The organism is Chitinophaga sp. XS-30 (assembly GCF_008086345.1).
Lineage (GTDB): Bacteria > Bacteroidota > Bacteroidia > Chitinophagales > Chitinophagaceae > Chitinophaga.
Window position 1 is genome coordinate 2,518,898 of the sequence record NZ_CP043006.1, and the last position, 13,911, is coordinate 2,532,808.

Annotated in this window: 13 protein-coding genes; 9 read left to right on the plus strand and 4 right to left on the minus strand. The window is 52.7% G+C overall.

Annotated features, from left to right (window positions below):
• The first annotated feature begins 93 nt into the window (after positions 1-93).
• From FW415_RS10360 to FW415_RS10370, 3 genes are all read left to right on the plus strand, one after another.
• Complete coding sequence (locus tag FW415_RS10360; RefSeq protein WP_148384476.1) at positions 94-1,272, plus strand: proline dehydrogenase family protein; 1,179 nt, start codon at positions 94-96, stop codon at positions 1,270-1,272.
• Between the two features lie 346 nt (positions 1,273-1,618).
• The gene (locus FW415_RS10365) at positions 1,619-2,413 is read left to right on the plus strand and encodes a thymidylate synthase (protein WP_148384478.1); all 795 of its coding nucleotides are present in this window, start codon (positions 1,619-1,621) and stop codon (positions 2,411-2,413) included.
• Positions 2,410-2,901, plus strand: coding sequence for a dihydrofolate reductase (locus FW415_RS10370; protein WP_148384480.1), 492 nt, complete (start codon positions 2,410-2,412; stop codon positions 2,899-2,901). The genes FW415_RS10365 and FW415_RS10370 overlap by 4 nt, the downstream gene beginning before the upstream one ends.
• 3 nt (positions 2,902-2,904) lie before the next feature.
• On the opposite strand, the gene dnaG is transcribed toward FW415_RS10370, so the two are convergent.
• Positions 2,905-4,878, minus strand: a complete 1,974-nt coding sequence (dnaG, locus tag FW415_RS10375) for a DNA primase (RefSeq protein WP_148384482.1) — start codon at positions 4,876-4,878, stop codon at positions 2,905-2,907.
• Positions 4,879-5,379: 501 nt separating this feature from the next.
• Here dnaG and FW415_RS10380 point away from each other — a divergent pair.
• A complete protein-coding gene (locus tag FW415_RS10380; protein WP_148384484.1) occupies positions 5,380-6,552 on the plus strand; it encodes an acetyl-CoA C-acyltransferase in 1,173 nt (390 codons plus the stop codon).
• Between the two features lie 128 nt (positions 6,553-6,680).
• Positions 6,681-7,664 carry a pyruvate dehydrogenase complex E1 component subunit beta gene (locus FW415_RS10385; protein ID WP_148384486.1) on the plus strand — a complete coding sequence of 328 codons (984 nt, stop codon included), beginning with the start codon at positions 6,681-6,683 and terminating at the stop codon, positions 7,662-7,664.
• Between the two features lie 97 nt (positions 7,665-7,761).
• On the opposite strand, the gene cysM is transcribed toward FW415_RS10385, so the two are convergent.
• Positions 7,762-8,643 carry a cysteine synthase CysM gene (cysM, locus tag FW415_RS10390; protein ID WP_148384488.1) on the minus strand — a complete coding sequence of 294 codons (882 nt, stop codon included), beginning with the start codon at positions 8,641-8,643 and terminating at the stop codon, positions 7,762-7,764.
• A 3-nt stretch (positions 8,644-8,646) separates the two neighbouring features.
• Positions 8,647-9,447 (minus strand): serine O-acetyltransferase, encoded by an 801-nt coding sequence (locus FW415_RS10395; protein ID WP_148384490.1) that lies wholly within the window; start codon positions 9,445-9,447, stop codon positions 8,647-8,649.
• Between the two features lie 196 nt (positions 9,448-9,643).
• Between FW415_RS10395 and FW415_RS10400 the strand changes: the two genes are divergently transcribed.
• From FW415_RS10400 to FW415_RS10410, 3 genes are read left to right on the plus strand one after another with little or no spacing between them, the layout of a single operon-like run.
• Positions 9,644-10,828, plus strand: coding sequence for a sigma-54 dependent transcriptional regulator (locus tag FW415_RS10400; protein WP_148384492.1), 1,185 nt, complete (start codon positions 9,644-9,646; stop codon positions 10,826-10,828).
• A gap of 14 nt (positions 10,829-10,842) precedes the next feature.
• Positions 10,843-11,019 carry a helix-turn-helix domain-containing protein gene (locus FW415_RS10405; RefSeq protein ID WP_148384494.1) on the plus strand — a complete coding sequence of 59 codons (177 nt, stop codon included), beginning with the start codon at positions 10,843-10,845 and terminating at the stop codon, positions 11,017-11,019.
• Entirely contained in the window at positions 11,012-11,698 is a 687-nt protein-coding gene (locus FW415_RS10410; protein WP_168208760.1) for an alpha/beta fold hydrolase, read from the plus strand. The genes FW415_RS10405 and FW415_RS10410 overlap by 8 nt, the downstream gene beginning before the upstream one ends.
• Here the strand turns inward: FW415_RS10410 and FW415_RS10415 are convergent.
• Positions 11,666-12,562, minus strand: coding sequence for a MerR family transcriptional regulator (locus tag FW415_RS10415; RefSeq protein WP_148384498.1), 897 nt, complete (start codon positions 12,560-12,562; stop codon positions 11,666-11,668). The two genes, FW415_RS10410 and FW415_RS10415, sit on opposite strands and share 33 nt — an antisense overlap.
• A 154-nt stretch (positions 12,563-12,716) precedes the next feature.
• On the opposite strand from FW415_RS10415, the gene lepB reads away from it, so the two are divergent.
• Complete coding sequence (gene lepB, locus FW415_RS10420; RefSeq protein WP_148384500.1) at positions 12,717-13,892, plus strand: signal peptidase I; 1,176 nt, start codon at positions 12,717-12,719, stop codon at positions 13,890-13,892.
• Positions 13,893-13,911 lie beyond the last annotated feature (19 nt).

Genomic DNA, 13,911 nt, shown 5'->3' on the forward strand with positions numbered 1-13,911 from the left:
TTTCGGCAAACCCCCAATTCGCATGTCAGAAAAGTATCATGAGTAGAAGGGCATTTTTGTTAAACCAATTCCGTCCCCTTAACTTTGCCCGCCATGGAACAGCAGCTATCATTATCCTTCGGGAATACGGCCATCGCTTTTGAGCACAAATCCGGCAAAGCGCTCAGAAAAGCCAACTTTCTTTTCAGCAATATCGGGAAGCCCTGGCTGGTAAAGCTGGGAGCATTCCTCACGCCGCTGGCCTTCAAGCTGCATTTGCCGGTGAAGGGGCTGATCAGGGCTACGATCTTCGATCAGTTCTGTGGCGGGGAAACGCTGGAAGAAGCGGTAGAAGCGGCGGAAACGCTCGGTAAATTCGGGGTGGGCGTAGTGCTGGATTACAGTGTGGAAGCCGTTGAAGGAGAGGAGAACTACGATAAGGCTGTTCCCGAGTTCCTGCGTGCCATCGGTTTTGCATCCGGTAAGCCGCATATCCCCTTCGTAGCCGTCAAGGTTACCGGTTTTGCCAACTTTGACCTGCTGGAGAAGATACATGCCGGAGAAACGCTGGATGCTGCCGGGCAGGAGGAATTCGAACGGGTGAAAAAACGCATCCGGACGCTTTGTGAAGCTGCGGCCAAAGAAAAAGTAGGCCTGCTGATCGATGCGGAGGAGTCCTGGGTGCAGCAGCCGGTGGACGACCTGGCGGACGAGATGATGGCACTGTTCAACAAGACGGAAGTGATCGTGTACAATACTTTCCAGCTGTACCGCCACGACCGGCTGAAGTATCTGCGGAAATCCTTTGCAAAAGCACAGCAGCAGGGATATTTGCTCGGCGCAAAACTTGTGCGGGGCGCTTATATGGAGAAGGAGCGCAAACGTGCGGAGGATATGTCCTATCCTTCCCCCATTCAGCCGGACAAGGCGGCGGCCGACCGGGATTACGACGAGGCTATACGTTTTTGTATGGACCGGCTGGACCATCTTGCCGTATTCATCGGCACCCATAATGAGAACAGCTGCATGCTGGCTGCGCAACTGCTGCATGGCAAAGGGCTGCCGCATGATCATCCGCGGGTCAGCTTTTCGCAGCTCTACGGTATGAGCGACAATATCACTTTCAACCTGGCACATGCCGGCTATCGTGTTTCCAAATACCTGCCTTACGGTCCCGTTAAAGAAGTGATGCCCTACCTGATCCGGAGAGCGCAGGAAAACACCTCCATTGCAGGGCAGATGGGGCGGGAGCTCAGCCTGATCCGTGAAGAAATGAAACGAAGATTGGCTTGACAAGTTTGGCTTGTAACATTTTTTCCGTTATCCCGTTTTACAGGGAACAGGAAAATAACAAGTCATTATATCGGAACCATGTTAATCATTATGCAATGTCAAAAGCCGTCCCTGGCAAGAGGGGCGGTTTTTTTTATGCGGTTGACGCAGGTTGATGCAGTTGTTACAGGCCGGATGATTTTGATTGATGACAAGCGTTGATGCAGATTAATTAAAAACCGGCTAAATCAGAATTGTTTATTTGCCTGAAAATCATTATATTATTTTGATGGGGTTGTTCACCTGATTTCCACATTTATCTTTTGCCCCCGGTCGGTTTCCGCTTTTATTATTATTTTGCGGGGTCATGCAACAATATCTTCAACTGCTACAACATATTCTCGATAAGGGTAGTGATAAAACTGACCGCACCGGTACCGGTACGCGGAGTTGTTTTGGTTACCAGATGCGTTTTGACCTGCAGGACGGCTTTCCGCTGGTGACTACCAAGAAGCTGCACCTGAAGTCCATTATCCATGAACTGTTATGGTTCCTGAACGGTGATACCAATGTGCGTTACCTGCAGGAGAACGGGGTGAAGATATGGGATGAATGGGCGAACGCGGAAGGAGAGCTGGGGCCGGTGTACGGTAAACAGTGGCGGAGCTGGGAAGGCGCCAATGGCAAGACTGTCGATCAGATCACCGATGTGGTGGACCAGATCAAAAAGAACCCGGATTCCCGCCGGCTGATCGTCAGCGCCTGGAATGTGGCGGACCTGCCGGATATGGCATTAAGTCCCTGCCACTGCCTGTTCCAGTTCTACGTGGCGGACGGAAAGCTCAGCTGCCAGTTATACCAGCGCAGTGCGGATGTTTTTCTCGGCGTTCCTTTCAACATTGCTTCCTACGCTTTGCTGACGCTGATGATCGCCCAGGTATGCGGCCTGCAGCCGGGCGAGTTCGTACACAGCTTCGGTGATGTGCATCTTTACAATAATCACTTTGAGCAGGCCAGGCTGCAACTGACCCGGAAACCTTATCCTTTGCCGGTGATGAAACTCAACCCGGATGTGAAGGACATTTTCAGCTTCCGGTATGAGGATTTCACCCTGGAACAATACGAATTCCATCCGCACATCAAAGCCCCCGTTGCCGTATGATCTCCATTATCGTTGCCGCGTCCGAGAACAATGTGATAGGGGTGGAGAACCGCCTGCCCTGGCATCTGCCCGGTGATCTGCGATTCTTCAGGAATACCACCTGGGGTTTCCCGGTGATCATGGGCCGAAAGACCTTTGAATCGATGGGCAAACCCCTGAAAGGGCGGCAGAACATCGTGATCACCCGCCAGCAGGATTACAGCCATCCCGGCATAACCGTGGTATCTTCCATTCAGGAGGCCATCCGGGCAGCGGAGCAACAGGATGTAAAAGAAATTTTTATCACGGGGGGCACAGAGATCTTCCTGCAAGCCTTTCCGCTGGTTGACCGCATTTACCGGACGCGTGTGCATACGACTGTGGAGGGTGATGCATTTTTCCCGGAGATCAGCCCGGCGGAGTGGGAGTTGAAGCATAGCGAGGCCTTCCCGGCGGACGAGAAAAATCCTTTCGCCTATACGTTCGAGACCTGGGAGCGGAAGCGGTAGCCTTTATTTGAATATCACTGTCCCGATCTCCTGTGTCAGCGCAATTTCCAGCTGTTTCAGATGCTGGTGCATTTCCACACATTTGATCTGTGCGTCCAGATCGGTGGCTTTTTCCATTTCCTGCTGGTTTTCAGCGATCAGTTTTTTGATCTTTCGCAGCATCAGGTAATTGGTGGTGGAGATGGTGTCTTTGAGGTAAGCATTATCACCATAAACGGTCGTGATCTCGTACTTCTCCTTCCAGTTGATGCTGAGTTCCGCTTCCTTGTCTTCCAGTATCTGTGCAACGTTTTGGGAGATGTCGGTATCCTGGTGGTAGAGGAACCATTTTTTGTCCAGCAGTTCGCCTTCATCATACCGGGCTTTGTATTCCCGCAATATTTTTTTGACGATCTCGCTGTCCGCCAGTGATTCAAAATCATAGGGGAGGTGGAAGATGTAATCCGCCACCGTATTATTGTCTTCTTCGCTGAAAGGCTTGTCGCCGAAGCGGAGGAGGATCTTCACCAGTTCCCGTTCCTGCTTTTCATCGCGGTTAAAAAGATTGTCGCCACTGTCAATGGGGCTGCCATCCTCAAAATACCCCGGATGCGTCTCTTCGGGTAAGCGTCCGTCTTCTCCCTGCTCCTGCTGTTTCCTGACCTGTTGCTGTTGTTGTTTGGTGATCCGGTCGCGGATATATTTGTTCACCAGCGTCACCATGCCCTGCTCATCGATCCGGAGCAGCTGACTGCACTGGCGGATGTAATCCTGCTGTTTGGTGAAGTCCTCCACTTTATCGATACGGGAGATCGTTTCGGCGATCTCGTTCACGAGCTGCGACTTTTTGGTGGGGTCGTTACCGGCCTCCCGCAGGGAAACCTGCAGCTTGAAGAGGATGAAATCCTGCTTGTTCTCCGCAATGAAATTCCGGAAAGCCTCGGCCCCGATCTTCCGTACATAGCTGTCGGGGTCATCACCATCGGGGATCAGCGCCAGTTTAACGTTAAGCCCTTCTTCGATGGCCATATCCAGCCCGCGGAGCGCCGCTTTTACACCCGCGTTATCGCCATCATAGAGTATGGTAAGGTTATTCGTGTATTTTTTGATGAGGCGCAGCTGGTCCGTAGTGAGGGAAGTACCGCTGGAAGCCACCACATTTTCCACGCCGGCCTGGTGCAGGGAAACAACATCCGTATAGCCCTCCACGAGGAAACATTCATCCAGCCGGTCTATCGCATGCCTGGCAAAGTAGGTGCCGTAGAGCACTTTGCTTTTGATGTAGATGTCGTTCTCCGGGGAGTTGATGTATTTGGGGGCGCGGTCGGATTTCACGAGGATGCGGGCGCCGAAGCCCAGCACTTTACCGCTCTGGTTGTGGATCGGGAAGATCACGCGGCCCCTGTAATTGTCTGTCGGCTGTTCGTTACGGATGGCGATGAGGCCGGTCTTCAACAGGTATTCGGGGTTGTATCCCTTTGCCTGGGCGGCTTTCACAAAAGCATCCCTTTCGTTGAGCGCATAACCCAGCTGGAATTTGCGCACTGTTTCTTCGGAAAAACCTCTTTCCTCAAAATAGCTCAGCCCTACGTTTTGCCCTTCTTCGGTCTCGAACATTGTGCGCACAAAATAGTCGCGCGCAAAGTTGTTGATGATGAAGAGGCTGTCCGCCAGCTGTTGCTGGGCTTTGACTTCGGGACTGACCTCCTTTTCCTCGATCTCCACACCGTATTTCTGGGCCAGCCAGCGGAGCGCTTCCACATAGGAGTATTTTTCATGCTCCATGAGGAAGTTGATGGTATTGCCGCTTTTGCCGCAGCCGAAACATTTGTAGATCTCCTTGCTGCCTGAAACGGTGAAGGAGGGGGACTTCTCGTTATGGAATGGGCAAAGGCCGAGGTAGTTGGCGCCGCGTTTTTTCAGTTTCACGAAGGAGCCGACGATCTCGACGATGTCTATCCGGTTGAGGATCTGTTGTATGGTGTTTTGAGAGATCAAATTTGATGTTACTGTTCAATGCTGCTCCGGAAACATTTTGCTTATGCTTCGGCGTATTGAAATTAAAAATGAGAACTTTTTAGTTTCGAGTATAAAATAATTTAGCCAACTGCAAACTTACGGAAAAGAACAGTGTTCCGGCTGAAATCTGTTCTACGAGGAATGCGGTTTGAAGGGATATGCTGCGCGTTACCGATCTCCTCCTGATAGCATATTAACCGGGTCAAATGCAGATCAAGTCCACCTCATGTCCACCTCACCTCCACCGTCCCCGGCCTGTTCCCCCGGCTTCCATAGCCGTTTCCCGGCCTTACCCCCGCTGTACGGGGCATCTCCGCGATGCGAAAGATAAAATACTATCAATATTGTTGATGCATCCTGTCATCACCGCGCCAGTGGCGGTAATTGCATACAGCGGCATCCGTGGGAACCTGTGTTTTTGGCGCCCCTCCGCTAATTCCCTAAATTTGGGTTTCGTGTCACCAAAACAAAATCAAGCGAATGAGAGAAGTATTCATTGCAGCCGTAGCCAGAACGCCGATCGGCAGTTTTAACGGCGTTTTATCCACCGTTCCCGCCACGCAGCTGGGCGCTACGGTCATCCGGGCCGCGCTGGAAAGGGCAAAGATAACGCCGGACCAGGTACAGGAAGTGTATATGGGAAATGTGATCAGCGCCAATATCGGGCAGGCGCCGGCCAACCAGGCCAGTTTGTATGCGGGCTTGCCAAATACGGTTCCCTGCACAACGGTCAACAAGGTCTGTGCTTCCGGTATGAAAGCCATTATGCTGGGTGCGCAAAGCATCCTGCTGGGCGATAACGACATCGTGGTGGCCGGCGGCATGGAAAGCATGAGCAATATTCCTTATTATCTCGATAAAGCGCGTAACGGTTATCGTCTTGGTCACGGCGCCGTGATCGACGGGATTCTCCGGGACGGGCTGTGGGACCCTTACAAGGATTTTCACATGGGCAACGCCGCGGAGATCTGCGCGGCGGAGTACAAGATCAGCCGGGAAGACCAGGACACCTATGCCACAGCGAGCTACCGGAGAGCGGCGGCGGCCTGGGAGAAAGGATATTTCAGGGACGAGATCGTACCGGTAGAGGTTCCGGGGAAGCAGGCGGTGACGATCAGTGAAGATGAAGAATACAAAAAGGTGAATTTCGAGAAGATGGCCACGCTGCGCCCCGCATTCCAGAAGGAAGGCACGGTAACGGCGGCCAATGCCTCCAAGATCAACGACGGAGCTGCGGCGGTAGTGCTGGTGAGCGGAGAAAAGCTCAAAGAACTGGGCATCAGGCCTTTGGCCAGGATCGTCAGCTTTGCGGACGCTTCGCAGGCGCCCGAATGGTTCACCACAACGCCGGTAAAGGCAATCAATAAAGCGCTTGCCAAAGCGGGGCTTACCGTAAAGGATATGGATTTTACGGAGATCAACGAGGCATTTTCCTGCGTGGCGCTGGCCAACGAGCGGGATCTGGGCCTGAAACCGGAGACCCTGAACGTCTGGGGAGGCGCAGTGGCCATGGGGCACCCGATCGGTTGTAGCGGCGCGCGTATTGTGATCACCCTGAGTTCCATCCTGCATAAGGAAAACGGGCGGTATGGCGTGGCCGGTATCTGCAACGGCGGCGGTGGCGCGAGCGCCATGGTGATCGAGAAGGTGTAGAGGCGAACAGGCGGAGGAGGTAAAAAGGTTAAAGTCCGCCCAAATGCTTTGCTTTTTGGCAAACAAACGATATTTTTGCTCTGCCTTTTCAGAAAAGGGTGTAATGTTCAAATAATATTAAAGAATCAATGCGTCAGATAGCCTTCAGACAAGCCTTACGAGAAGCCCTCCAGGAAGAAATGCGCGCCGATGAGCGGGTATTCCTGATGGGAGAGGAAGTGGCAGAGTATAACGGAGCCTACAAAGTTAGCCAGGGTATGCTCGATGAGTTTGGTCCCCGCAGGGTAATCGATACCCCTATTGCTGAACTGGGCTTTACGGCCATCGGTGTGGGAGCGGCTCAGAACGGGCTTCGCCCGGTGGTGGAATTCATGACCTGGAACTTTGCCGTACTGGCAATGGACCAGATCCTCAATACCGCCTCCAAAATGCTGGCGATGAGCGGCGGACAGGTAGGTTGCCCTATCGTGTTCCGCGGGGCTAACGGCTCAGCCGGACAGCTGGGTGCGCAGCACTCCACCGCTTTTGAAAGCTACTATGCCAACATCCCCGGTCTCAAAGTAGTATCCGTTTCCAATCCATACGATGCAAAAGGCCTCCTGAAAGCCTCCATCCGTGATAACGACCCCGTTGTTTTCATGGAAAGCGAAGTGATGTATGGCGACATGGGAGAAGTGCCGGAAGAAGAATATATCATCCCCATCGGGAAAGCAGATATCAAACGCGCCGGTAAAGACGTTACCATCGTTTCTTTCAACAAAATGATGAAAGTAGCGCTGAGCGCCGCCGAAGAACTGGCGAAAGAAGGTATCGAAGCGGAAGTGATCGACCTTCGTACTATCCGTCCGCTGGACTGGTTCACCATCCTGGAATCTGTCAAGAAAACCAACCGCCTGGTGATCGTGGAAGAGCAATGGCCGTTCTCCAGCATTTCTTCCGAGATCTCCTACCGTATCCAGAAGGAAGGTTTCGATTACCTGGATGCGCCCATCCGCCGTATCACGGCCGTAGATGCACCGATGCACTATGCGCCCAACCTGGTGAAGCTGTACCTCCCCGATGTGGAAAGAACAGTGAAGCTGGTGAAGGAAGTGATGTATCTGAAGAAGTAAGTTATTTCGCAAAATAGAAAACAGGCTGTATCAACACGTTGGTACAGCCTGTTTTTATATTTGGGCAAAAGAAAGTTTCAACTGCCGGACGACCATCTCATCCAAACAGATCACTGCTCAGGTACCGGTCCCCACGGTCACAAATGATGCAAACGATCACCCCGCTCTCCAGTTCCCCGGCCAGCCTTATGGCCGCCGCAACGGCGCCGCCGCTGCTCATGCCGCAGAATATGCCTTCTTCCCGGGCCAGCCTCCTGGTCATTTCCCGGGCTTCCTGCTCGGAGATGTCCATCGTCCGGTCCACCCGCTCTTTTTCGAATATTTTCGGGAGATAGGCTTCCGGCCATTTGCGGATACCGGGTATTTTGGAGCCATCCGTCGGCTGGCAGCCTACGATCTGTATGGCAGGGTTCACTTCTTTCAGGAAGCGGGACACGCCCATGATGGTACCGGTAGTGCCCATCGCCGAAACGAAGTGTGTGATGCGCTGTTCGGAATCGCGCCAGATCTCCGGCCCGGTGGTGCGGTAATGCATCCCGTAGTTGTCCGGATTGGCAAACTGGTTGAGCATGTAATAACCGCCCTTAGCCACCTGGGCATGCGCGTAGTCGATCGCGCCTTCCATGCTTTGTTCCTTTGGCGTAAGCACCACTTTGGCGCCGAAGGCTTCCATGGTCAGCACCCTTTCCCGGGTAGCATCCTCCGGCATAACGATCTCGATTTCCACGCCAAAAAGACTGGCGATCATGGCCAGTGCGATACCGGTATTGCCGCTGGTGGCTTCAATGAGTTTGATGCCGGGTTTGATCTCGCCGCGGTCCCGCGCGCCTTTGATCATGCCGTAAGCTGCTCTGTCCTTCACGCTGCCGCCGGGGTTGGTGCCTTCCAGCTTGGCGTAGACCGTTACGTTCGGGTTTTCAGGAATGCGTTGCAATGCCACCATCGGGGTGTTGCCTACCAGGTCCAGTACTGATCTCATAAATTAAACTACTTTAATGCTGCCGTCTGCTTTGTAATAAATGCGTGAATGCGGTGCCGTGGATTTGATGAGCCAGACGTTCCCGCCGATGATGCTATGGTGCCCGATGATGGTATCGCCGCCCAGGATGGTGGCGCCGGCATAGATCACCACATGCTCTTCTATGGTAGGATGGCGTTTGGCCATCGCCATGGATTTATCAATGCTTAACGCACCGAGGGTCACACCCTGGTAGAGTTTGACATGCGGACCGATCACGGTGGTTTCCCCGATGACGATACCGGTACCGTGGTCGATACAGAAATACGGCGCGATCTGCGCGCCGGGATGTATATCGATACCCGTGCGGGCATGCGCGAACTCGGTGATCACCCTGGGCAGCAACGGTACATCCAGCGTGTGCAGCGCATGTGCAATGCGATATGCCGCGATGGCGTAGAAACCCGGGTATGCCCGGATCACTTCATACAGGCAGGTCGCGGCCGGGTCTCCCTGCAAAATGGCCTCCGCATCTTTCACCAGGTTGTCATAGATCCCCGGTATCTGCTCCATGAAAAGCGCGCTGGTGGCAGCGGCATCCCTGGGTAGCTGTCCTTCCATCGATGCCAGCAATCCCCGCAACTGCTCTTCCAGCGCGGCCACATGCTGTTCCAGCTGTACCGCATCCATCACCTTGCCGGTATGCTCGGGGAACAGCCAGTTCACCAGGCTGCTGTAGAAAGCACAAACCCTTTCCGAAGAAGGATAAGCGTTGGCTGCCGCAGCCGCATGCCGCAATTTGAGTTGCTCCAATAATTTCCTCATAAAAATGAATAGTTATCTGCTTGCCGGTAAAATTACAGATAAACCTGTTAAGTTAGTAGACTTTATAGGCCAAAACCCTTTGCTGTGCAAGAATTATTTTTTACACTGCGGCAGAATGGGAGTATTTTATCCTATCCTTAACACCGGATGCTTCTTTTTCTTTATTTTTGGCAGTGTTTAAAATAATAGACAACCAATGGCCAACATTCTGATTATTGACGATGAAAAGAGTATCCGTAAAACGCTTTCGGAAATATTGACCTATGAAGGATACAAGATAGAAGAAGCGGCCGATGGCGCTGAAGGGTTCAAAATGTACCAGGCCAAGGCATACGATGCCGTGCTGTGCGACATCAAAATGCCGAAGATGGACGGCCTGGAATTCCTCGAAAAAGCAAAAGCAACCAATCCGGATGTGCCTATTATCATGGTATCCGGTCACGGTAATATAGATACAGCGGTGGATGCGGTGAAAAAAGGCGCGTATGATTATATTTCCAAACCGCCGGACCTCAACCGCCTGCTCATCACCCTGCGCAATGCGCTGGATAAGACCACCCTCGTGGCCGAAACCAAAACGCTTCGCAAAAAGGTGAACAAAACACCGGAAATGATCGGGGAATCCGCACCTATCGTAAAGATCAAGGATACCATCAGCAAAGTGGCCCCAACGGATGCCCGCGTGCTGGTGACCGGTGATAACGGTGCGGGCAAGGAACTGGTAGCGCGCTGGATACATGAATACAGCAACCGCGCCAGCGGCCCGCTTGTGGAAGTGAACTGCGCGGCCATCCCGAGCGAACTGATCGAAAGTGAACTGTTCGGCCACGAGAAAGGCTCTTTCACTTCCGCTGTGAAACAACGTATCGGGAAGTTTGAACAAGCGAACGGCGGTACGCTTTTCCTGGATGAGATAGGCGACATGAGCCTCAGCGCCCAGGCAAAGGTGCTGCGCGCATTGCAGGAAGGCAAGATCACCCGTGTGGGAGGGGACAAGGAGATCAGTGTGGACGTAAGGGTAGTGGCCGCAACAAATAAAGACCTGCTGAGGGAAGTGGAGGAAAAGAATTTCCGGCTGGACCTGTACCATCGCCTCAGCGTGATCCTCATTCACGTACCTTCCCTGAATGATCGCAAAGATGATATTCCCCTGCTGGTGGATCATTTCCTGGATAGCGTTTGCTCCGAATACGGCATTGCAAGGAAGGTGGCGGACAAAGATGCCATGAAATCCCTGCAGCTGCATCAGTGGACCGGTAATATCCGGGAGCTGCGCAACGTTGTGGAAAGGCTTGTGATCCTTTCCGGCAAAACCATTACAGCAGATGATGTGGAGAATTACGTTGTGCCCAATCACGACAAAAAAAAAGCCACTACCTGAATGATGAGCTGCTGGTGCTGACGCGCCTGCATGCATTCCGGGATGAAGTGGAAAAGATCTTTATCGAGTTCATGCTGCACAAGAACGGCTGGAATGTTTCCAGGACGGCACAGGAGCTGGATATCCAGCGCAGCCATCTCTACAATAAAATGGAACGGTACGCTATTCGCAAAACCGCAGACGATGAATAACAAGCACATTTACCTGATCAGCGGACTTGGAGCGGACGAACGGGTGTTCCGGAACCTGGTGTTCCCGGAAGGCTATACCGTACACTATCTTCCGTGGATCAAACCGCTCAGTCCGGATGAATCCATCAGCGATTATGCGGCTCGTCTGGCGCGCCGCATCGTTCATGCCAACCCGGTGCTGCTTGGCCTTTCTTTCGGAGGGATGATGTGTATCGAGATCGCGCGGCAGATGCCGGTGGAGAAAGTCATCCTGCTGTCGTCCGTAAAACACCGGGGAGAACTGCCGCCCTGGTATAATAACCTTGCCCGTTTGTTATTGCGCCGTTTGCCGGACAAGCTCCTGTTCAGCCGCCGGCGTTTTGTGGTAAGGCTCTTCATGCAAACCAGCACATCCGAAGAAAAGCAATTGCTGGAAGATTATCTCTCCAGGAAAGATTACAGTTATACCCGCTGGGCACTGGGAGCCGTGCTGCACTGGCAGAACGAATGGGTGCCGCCCGGTTGCGTACATATTCATGGCAGCAGCGACCGGCCCTTCCCCCGGCGGTACGTCAGCCCCACTCATACGATCGTTAAAGGCGGGCATTTCATGGTCATGAACCGGGCCGCGGAGATCAGCCGCATATTGGAAAGAGAGTTATTGTCATTACAGGGCCCCGCTGTTGCTGCGGGCGTATGACAGCAATGCTTCCGGTGAAAGTATCACCCGGATATTCGGCGGCAGCGGCGGTGTGATCCGCGTTGCCTGCGGACCGGAAATGGTGATGCGGAGGTCCGGGAAAAGCGCAGCCATGTCCCGCACCAGGTTGTTCAGCTTTCTTTGCGGGAAATTGGTGATGAGGTGCGTGTAGATATGATCCACCGGTTTGCGGTTCGCATAGAAGCGGATATCTTCCAGCGGGATGTTACAGCCGAAATAGATGACCGGGCAGCCGCTTTTTTTCAGCAGGTACTGTACAAAGAGCGCGGGTATTTCATGCAGCTCACCCTGCGGGAGGAAAACCAGAAAACGTTCCGGTTTGTCTGCCGGAAGTTCCAGCCCGTCTATAGCCACCATCAGTTTTTTGCGGATGATGCCGGCAGCGAAATGCTCCTGCGCCGGAATCACGCGGTCCGCCAGCCAAAGCAGCCCCACCCGTTCCAGGAAAGGGTAGATCACCGTCAGGATACATTGCTCGAACCCCATGCGCAGCAATACGTTGTGAAATATCTTCTCAAACCTGTTCTGGTCAAAATCGATCATGGCTTCCACCAGCTGGTTGATATAGGCCTGGTGCAGATGAGCGTCTTTCTTGCCGCTTTCTTCCAGCGACAGCTGCTTTACCTCCTCGTCCGTCATTTCCGCGATCCTGGAGATCTTGTAGCCCTGATGGTACAGGTAGGCGATCCGCATCATACGTTTGAGATCGCGGTTGTCATAGATGCGGTGATTGGTATCTTTCCTTTTGGGCCGCAGCAGCTTGTATCGCTGCTCCCATATCCGGATCGTGTGTGCTTTGATGCCGGTAAGGCTTTCCAGATCTTTGATGGTATAACTGTTCAAGGCCAGGTATATGAGATTTAAACAAAAGCAGGGATAAGAAGTTCGGCAAGGTAGCCAATGATCGCGGGATTTTGTGAAAACTTTTGCGAATGAAAACTAGCTTACAATTGGCAGAATATTATATTTGTTCTTTAAACTACCTAAACAAAAGAGCATGAACCTTGCATTTTGGCGAAAGAAGGACGGTCAGCCAAAGAAGAAAAAGTCTGCCGTACGCGAATGGCTGGATGCGGCCATTTTTGCGGTGATAGCAGCTACGCTGATACGGACCTTCATTTTTGAGGCATACACCATCCCTACCCCGTCTATGGAAAAAACATTGCTGGTGAACGATTTCCTGTTTGTCAGCAAAGTGAGTTACGGCCCCCGTGTTCCGATGACGCCACTGGCAGTTCCGTTTACGCACCATACTTTACCGCTTACCAAATACAGCAAGGCCTACTCCGAGGCTATTCAGTGGAAATACCGCCGTATTCCCGGTTTCGGGGACATCCGCCGCAATGATGTGGTGGTATTCAACTTCCCGGAAGGAGATACCGTTGCCCTGGAACGCCAGGATGAAAGTTATTACGACCTCGTTCGCCGGAACGGCCGGGAGCGCGTGTGGAATGAATATCATGTGATCTCCCGCCCCGTGGATAAACGGGAAAACTATATCAAGCGCTGTGTTGGGATAGCGGGAGATACGCTCGCTGTTGTCAACGGTGTGGTAGTCGTGAACGGTCAGCCGGAATCGCAGCCCCCGCATAGCGAACGCCTGTACCAGGTGCAAACCACGAACGGAGATCACCTGAACCCCGTACGGCTGGAAGAAATGGGGATAGACGGGCAGTACGAGATCATGGAACATGGCAAGTACAGTTACAATCTCACCCCTTCGGAATCCACCACCATCGGCGCTTTCCCTGTTGTGTCCAATAATATTCACCCCTATGTCAGCCCCATGGTAGATGGCGTATGGCCGCAGGATACCGCGAACTTCAAATTCACGGTAGACAATTTCGGACCCATCTATATTCCAAAGAAAGGGGCTTCCGTGCGGCTGGACAGCAGTAATGTGGAGCTTTACCGCAGGATCATCGAAGTATATGAAGACAATACGCTGGAGAACAGGAGCGGCCAATGGGTGATCAACGGTACGCCGACCGACCTGTACACTTTTAAAATGAACTATTACTGGATGATGGGGGATAACCGCCATAAGTCGCTGGATTCCCGCTACTGGGGATTTGTGCCGGAAGACCATGTGGTAGGAAAGGCATGGCTCATCTGGATGAGCTATGGCAAAGGAGGCATCCGCTGGAGCCGCCTGTTCAGGACCATCAAATAACCAGGCTTTTATAAGCAGA

What these genes read in the sequence shown, in the direction of transcription:
- FW415_RS10360 (WP_148384476.1), top strand. Translation starts at nt 94, where the DNA reads ATGGAACAGCAGCTATCATTATCCTTCGGGAATACGGCCATCGCTTTT.
- FW415_RS10365 (WP_148384478.1), top strand. Translation starts at nt 1,619, where the DNA reads ATGCAACAATATCTTCAACTGCTACAACATATTCTCGATAAGGGTAGT.
- FW415_RS10370 (WP_148384480.1), top strand. Translation starts at nt 2,410, where the DNA reads ATGATCTCCATTATCGTTGCCGCGTCCGAGAACAATGTGATAGGGGTG.
- FW415_RS10380 (WP_148384484.1), top strand. Translation starts at nt 5,380, where the DNA reads ATGAGAGAAGTATTCATTGCAGCCGTAGCCAGAACGCCGATCGGCAGT.
- FW415_RS10385 (WP_148384486.1), top strand. Translation starts at nt 6,681, where the DNA reads ATGCGTCAGATAGCCTTCAGACAAGCCTTACGAGAAGCCCTCCAGGAA.
- cysM (WP_148384488.1), bottom strand. Translation starts at nt 8,643, where the DNA reads ATGAGATCAGTACTGGACCTGGTAGGCAACACCCCGATGGTGGCATTG.
- FW415_RS10395 (WP_148384490.1), bottom strand. Translation starts at nt 9,447, where the DNA reads ATGAGGAAATTATTGGAGCAACTCAAATTGCGGCATGCGGCTGCGGCA.
- FW415_RS10400 (WP_148384492.1), top strand. Translation starts at nt 9,644, where the DNA reads ATGGCCAACATTCTGATTATTGACGATGAAAAGAGTATCCGTAAAACG.
- FW415_RS10410 (WP_168208760.1), top strand. Translation starts at nt 11,012, where the DNA reads ATGAATAACAAGCACATTTACCTGATCAGCGGACTTGGAGCGGACGAA.
- lepB (WP_148384500.1), top strand. Translation starts at nt 12,717, where the DNA reads ATGAACCTTGCATTTTGGCGAAAGAAGGACGGTCAGCCAAAGAAGAAA.